The following is a 230-nucleotide window of genomic DNA, read 5'->3' on the forward strand; positions in this document are numbered from 1 at the left end:
TTGCCTCAGCTTGTTGTTTTGCCTTTTCTGCTGCATCCGCTTTGGCTTTTGCCTCGGCTTGTTGTTTTGCCTTGGCTGCCGCATCCGCTTTGGCTTTTGCCTCGGCTTGCTGTTTTGCTTTGGCTGCCGCATCCGCTTTGGCTTTTGCCTCGGCTTGCTGTTTTGCTTTTGCCTCGGCTTCTGCTTTGGCTTTTGCCTCAGCTTGTTGTTTTGCCTTTTCTGCTGCATCC

The 230-nt window shown here is 52.2% G+C and carries 1 protein-coding gene; it reads right to left on the bottom strand.

What is annotated here, in order from left to right; genetic code table 11:
* A partial coding sequence (locus IAE20_RS16715; RefSeq protein WP_200482943.1) for a hypothetical protein occupies positions 1-230 on the bottom strand: 230 nt, incomplete at both ends.

The organism is Acinetobacter sp. S54 (assembly GCF_016624945.1).
Lineage (GTDB): Bacteria > Pseudomonadota > Gammaproteobacteria > Pseudomonadales > Moraxellaceae > Acinetobacter.